General features: G+C 59.1%; 5 protein-coding genes and 1 pseudogene. 3 read left to right on the forward strand and 3 right to left on the reverse strand.

The window, feature by feature from the left end:
- Positions 1–102 precede the first annotated feature (102 nt).
- Both Q4543_RS23585 and Q4543_RS23590 read right to left on the reverse strand, forming a co-directional pair.
- Positions 103–372: a transposase gene (locus tag Q4543_RS23585; RefSeq protein WP_303442452.1), complete on the reverse strand. Its 270-nt coding sequence runs from the start codon at positions 370–372 to the stop codon at positions 103–105.
- 90 nt (positions 373–462) lie between these two features.
- Positions 463–934, reverse strand: a pseudogene (locus tag Q4543_RS23590) (IS5 family transposase); the annotation flags it as partial.
- 521 nt (positions 935–1,455) lie between these two features.
- Here Q4543_RS23590 and Q4543_RS23595 point away from each other — a divergent pair.
- The 3 genes from Q4543_RS23595 (at position 1,456) to Q4543_RS23605 (ending at position 4,981) form a co-directional block, all read left to right on the forward strand.
- Positions 1,456–2,673, forward strand: coding sequence for an AAA family ATPase (locus tag Q4543_RS23595; RefSeq protein WP_303442454.1), 1,218 nt, complete (start codon positions 1,456–1,458; stop codon positions 2,671–2,673).
- Positions 2,673–3,623, forward strand: a complete 951-nt coding sequence (gene repB / locus Q4543_RS23600) for a plasmid partitioning protein RepB (RefSeq protein ID WP_303442456.1) — start codon at positions 2,673–2,675, stop codon at positions 3,621–3,623. Before Q4543_RS23595 ends, repB begins: the two co-directional genes overlap by 1 nt.
- 248 nt (positions 3,624–3,871) lie before the next feature.
- On the forward strand, positions 3,872–4,981 hold the full coding sequence (locus Q4543_RS23605; RefSeq protein WP_303442458.1) for a helix-turn-helix domain-containing protein: 1,110 nt from the start codon (positions 3,872–3,874) through the stop codon (positions 4,979–4,981).
- Positions 4,982–5,515: 534 nt separating this feature from the next.
- Here the strand turns inward: Q4543_RS23605 and Q4543_RS23610 are convergent.
- Positions 5,516–5,845 (reverse strand): CcdB family protein (locus Q4543_RS23610; RefSeq protein ID WP_303442460.1); only part of this gene is annotated, 330 nt, incomplete at its 5' end.

A 5,845-nucleotide genomic window follows, 5' to 3' on the forward strand; every position in this document is an offset into this window, starting at 1 on the left:
GGTCTGCTCATCCCCTCCAGTTATCGCACTGGATTCGCAAGGTGAATCCCTCACAGGCTTTGTGCAACAGAGCCGGTGCAGGGCCAATTCTGCAACGGGTGATCAGGTGGCGGCAGCGGCCTTTCGGGCGCGGCTTTGGCCAAGCCGATAGCTGTTGCCGTTCATCTCGAGGATGTCCAGCGGATTGGCCCTCAGCGAGTTTTCCATGCCGCGTTTGGCGTCCTCGACCCAGCCTTCGATCTCGGAGGGCGTCAGGTCGAACGACCGGCTCGCCTCCGACACGGTCGTCTTGCTCTGGATGATCTCGATGACCAGCGCTGTCTTCCACTTCGCCGTCCACCTTTTGATGCTGTCGTCCATCGTCATACTCATTGCTACGTTCTCCCTTGTAGCATGAGCAGGTTTTCACTGGGTCGATATACGGGTGTCATAGGCGCCGTCGGCTGTTACGGTGTCGATTTACACCTCCGCCGGAATCTGGGCGAGCAGGTCCGGCAGCATCGGGGCGTCGCCGACATTGCTTGAGGTGACCTCGATCGCCCGGATCTCCAATGTTTGCTCGTCGATGCCGAGGTGGATCTTCCGCCAGACGCGCCGTTTCGAACCACCCATTGCCCGCCAGCACATGCTTGCATGTGTGAGAGGGATGCTTGCGCGTGTGCCATTCGCCTTCGCCCTAGACCTTGATCCCGGTGCTGTCCACGAGCAGGTGCAGCGCCCCCTTGGAGCCGCGATACGGGATGGTGACGTCCAGGGTCCTCTGGCGGCGCGACAGGGGATTGAAGTCAGGCACGGACCACCCCAGCCCGGAAAGGTCCAAAAGGCTTGCCACGAACCCTGTCGTCTGGCGGAGCGGCAGTCCGAGGAGGACCTTGAGGATGAGGCAGGCCTGGATCGCCGCGTCGCTATAGGTTTGCTGGCGGCCGCGCTCCCCCATCGCAACCGCGACTGAAATCGACGCCTTATGGACATCCAATCCGATGAACCTGCTACCCTGCATGTGGTCTCTCCCCCATTCTTGAGGCCCGGCGCCCGCCAACCGGACGCAACCCTCGAAAGGAGAATGCCGCGCGAGAGGCCGCCAGCCCAGTCAGGCTCACTCCGCGATCATGGGGTCTAATCGAGCGTGGAGGAAAATTCCCGTGGCAGGTCAATCACGCAACGCCCCTGCCCTGCCGAAACAAGATCAAACGTGACCCGGCCTCTATTGTAAGGGTAGATTCGCTTGGCCGCCCCAGGTTCATGCACAGCGTTTGCGGGCAATTCCGCGTCACACCCGACTCCAAATCTCGTTCAAAATTATATTAATCATTTGATTTTTATCGAATAAATTACATTTATGGTGACATCAGACACTCTCACCTTCACGCGCCCTGCTGCACCTCATCAGCTTTTTCTAGACTTTCACGTGTTTCCTGATGTAAGCAACTAGAAACAAACGAGCGGATTGAGCAGATGAGAGACCTTCTGGGCTCCGGGACCCTTGGCGGCTTCAGCGACGCTTTGGATGAGGCCCTGCGCCTTCAGGCAAGCAAACTTCATGCGCCGGATTCGCGCAAGTCCGACAAGGGCCTACGCCGATTCACCATCCGCGAGATGGCGGACATTGCCTTCCGAATGAATTATAACACCTTGCGCCATCACCTGAAGTCAATCGAGGGCCTTCCCGAGGGCATCATGGAGCCAGGAAACCGACGCACCTTCTCGCTTGAGGAAATTCACGAGATTCAAACGGTGCTACACGCGGCCGGCAAGATTCCGGAAGAGCTCTTCCCCAGTAAATTGGCGGACGAGAGCACCACCAAGCTGCTGGTTTACAACCTCAAGGGCGGAGTGTCGAAGACTTCGACCGCGGCGAACCTGTCGCAATTCCTTGCCCTTCGCGGCTTCAAGGTGCTGCTGGTGGACCTCGACCCGCAGGCCAGTCTGTCAGACCTCTTCGACATCCAGGCGGACCTCGACGACATCCCTTCGATCTATGACGTTCTGCGCTATGAAGAACAGTCTGAGGGTGAAGCTAGAGTGCCCATCTCCGAGGCGATCCAAGCCACCTATTTCCCCAACATCGACATCATTCCCGGGTCGATCTCGCTGACCGAATTTGAATATGAAACGGCAAGCGCCGCGGCCAAGGGCATCCCCTTCTACTCGCGCATCTCGGACGCGCTCAGCCTTGTGGAAGACGCCTATGACGTGGTGCTGTTCGACACCCCACCGCACATGTCCTTCTGCGTGATCGCGGCACTTTACGCTTCGAACTCAATGCTGATTCCGCTGTCGGCAGGGATGCTCGACGTGGTGAGTCTCGTGAAGTTCCTCGATCTCGCATCAAGCACATTGGAAAGCATAGAAGAAGTCGATCCCGGCAAACGCTTCGATTTCGTGCGCATCCTGCTGACCCGGTATTCGCCCAATGATCCGGCGCAACTTCAACTCAGCTCCTTTCTGCGCAACACACTCGGCCCGGCAATGCTCAACACCGATTTCCTTGCCTCCACGGCCATCGCGGATGCCGGCAACACCATGAACCCGCTGCTTGAGGTGGACCCGTCCAGTTTCACCCGCAAGACTTACGACCGCATCCTTGAGAGCCTGCATGGCATCGCACTCGAGGTCGAACGCGAAATCATGGTCGGGCGCGGGCGCATCGGCAACAGTGAGGAGACCTCCTGATGGCACGTTCCGTCTTTGGCACGGGGTCCGACAAGCCCGAGACCGGTGAAACCCCGAACCGCAAGCCCGCGGTTCGGCGCAAGCCAATTATCAAGGGCGGCGCCGCCAGCGACAAGTACATCCGCGCCGCGACCCAAGGCGGGGCCGACCGCACCTACCAAGAGATCCCCGTCGACCAAGTGCGCGACAGCCGCATTCGCGACCGGATCGACCTGACGGAGGATCTCGACAGCCTCGCCGCCAGCATCCGCGAGAACGGGCAACAGATCCCCATCCTCGTGCGCATCGTGCCGGAAGGCGAAGGCACCTACGAGATCGTCGTGGGCCGCCGCCGCCTTGCCGCCCTGCGCAGCCTCGGTGAGCCGCGCATCAAGGCCTTCGTCGCCCGCATGGACGACCGCGAAGCCTTCATCGCGCAAGGGATCGAAAACTCGGCCCGGCTCGAGACCAGCTACATTGAACGGGCCCGCGCCGCGGCGCAGGGTCTTGATGCCGGGCACGAGCAGAAGGACATCGCTGGCTTCCTGAACGTGTCGCGCACCCTCATCAGCTTCATGGTCAAGACTTACCAGGCCCTTGGCGAGGATCTGGTAATGGCCATTGGCCCCGCCCGCGGTGTCGGGCGACGCAACTGGGAGCGGCTGATCGCTGTCATGGGGCAGCATGGGGTGTCGCCTTCGGACGCACTGGAGCTGGTCGACAGAACAATTGACGACAGCGTAGAGCGCTTTCAGGCATTGCTGAAGACTGTGGAGAGCGCGCGGGCGAAGCGACCTCACCCTGCCCCGCAGGCCGTCCGGCGCGAGCATCTTTCTGGCAGCGTGACAACCCTGCGCAAGCCAAAGCAGATCACCGTTCGTCTGGGCAAATCGGCCCCGCCGGACCTGCTCGATCGCATCGACGACGCGGTCACTAGGCTCATTTCTGAATACGACACCGAAAAGGAGTAGCTCACGTCCGATCTTAAGCGCTGTTTACCCCGGTAAACCGGGGAGGCAGATCCATCACCGAGGCAATCATCAACAAGGAGCACGAACGGCCGAGGGACGCTGGGGCACAAAAGAAAAAGCCCCCGCCGAAAACAGATGTTCCGGAGAGGGCTCGAAGGTTCTTGTAGCAAAGTCTTTCTAGCCTGACAGCGACGCTTTTTCAACACCGGTTTTCTGGTGAACAATCTCTTTTGCCGTGTGAAATCGTCATGAAACACGCAATGTCCGCGGCGAAGCCGCGTCGGCAACGGGATGAGGCTTGCTCGAGGGGCGGTGCCATCGACCGCTGGGAGCTGCTTTCACTTGTCGTTTCCCTGCGCAAGGAATTGGGCCTTACCGACCGGGACGTGATGGTGCTCCGCGCACATCTCTCCGTCTTGCCCCAGGGCCCGCTGTCCCCTGGTGCGCTCAACATGTCCTTCATGCAGCTGTCCGAGCTTCAGAACCGCGCTTGCGGCATGGATGAACGGCGCTTCCGCCGCGGCGAGGCCCAACTCGCAGCGCGCGGATTGATCGTCCGCTGCCTTAGTGCCAATGGGCGGCGCTTCCCGGAACGCACCGCTGACGGTCGGATCATCGCTGCCTATGGCATTGACCTGTCCCCGGTTATCGCGCGCTACCAAGAGCTAAGCACATTGCAGACCCGGCTAGAAGATGAGGCACGCGCGCTCAAACAGCGCAAGAACGGTCTTAGCGCCCGACTGGCAAGCCTGCAGCGCCAAATGGCGCCTTCAGACTCGCTTACCACGCTGATGGATAACACGCGCAACGCCTTCCGGCGCAAAACCACCACCATGAGCGACCTCGATGCCCTCGAGACGGAGATCGCAGCTCTGGAAAACACTCTCGAGCCCGTTTCCACTGCAAGATGCCCAGTGCCGGAAAATTCGTTGCAGCCGGACAGAACACCCGGCGATGCCGGTCAAACTGTCCGGCACATAGAGTCTGAACGAAAAGATATATATACCACCACCTTCAGATTGAACCCATCTCAGATTAGGAACGTCTGGCAGCAAAGCTCATCTTTGATCGAGTTCTACCCCGAAACCCCACCGACAGAGCATGAGGCGAAAGCACGCATCATTGAATTTGGATCTTTTATTGGACTGGGACGAGACTGCGTCGATGCCGCACTGTTGCTCGCCGGTCTGGAGAACACAATCAGGGTTGTCGATTATCTTTCCAAGAAGATCGACACGGTCTCAAAACCACGCGCCTATCTGAAATCGATACTTGCGAAACTGCTGCGCGGAGAAACTGTCGCAGCGGGCAGCGCCTATCTGCCATATCCGATCGGAGTTCAGAGGCTCCCAGCTTGATGAGGCTACACGCCTTTTACCGCGGTAAATCGACCTACAACCCAGACAATTTACCGCGGTAAATTGTGAAGAACTCGAGAGAAATAAGACCCTCATCAGGATTCGACACCAGCGATAAAGGGCAGGGTACCCGTATGTACAAATGCAGCAGAACACCTGTCATGTGATGCCCCTCCTCAGAATCAGAAGTGCTGCATGGGCTTGGGATGATCAGAACCTTGGGGCTTGTAGATCATCATGAAGTTGAGGTGCTTGGTCCCTGCCTGATTACTCCCGCAGTGCGGCACTGGGAAGGTCGCAAGATGCGCCGCGCAGGCCGGAGCAAGTCTTCCGTTCTTGTCCTAAAGGGTCTTGCAGGTCTCAAGGCGCTTTCGCCTCCCCCTTCCAATCGATGCCAAACTGCTTGAACCGCGCTGTGAGCGTTGTTCGGTTCTGTCGACAGAGTATGTGCTCGTGATAAACTTGCAGCCACTGTTTCCCGCCATTCGAACGGAAAGATAGCACCACAAACTACATGATCAAACGTCAAGAGTGTCAGAACCCTGAGAACACCATGTCGAGTGCGCGTCGGATCACGTAATCTTGGTTCGAGAGGTCTGCAATGGCGGGTTGCTTGAGAAGGCCGGACGGCACGGCTGCCATTTCGGCAGTATGAAGCACGTGCGCGATTCCGGCGACCTGTAGCAGCGGTTCCAGCCGGTCGAGCGCCATGGGGCCGTGATCGCGCGGGATCAGAGGGGCAACGACGCGGGTGCCCGTGTCGATCAGGTCCGTCTGCAGATCCAGCACCAGTCGGCCACCGGGCAGCCGGTGAACGTGGAACTGTGTCATTCGTCGACGCGGAGCACTTGCAGGTCGGCGAGG

The sequence above is a fragment of the Salipiger sp. 1_MG-2023 genome (genome assembly GCF_030547555.1).
Classification (GTDB): Bacteria; Pseudomonadota; Alphaproteobacteria; order Rhodobacterales; family Rhodobacteraceae; genus Salipiger.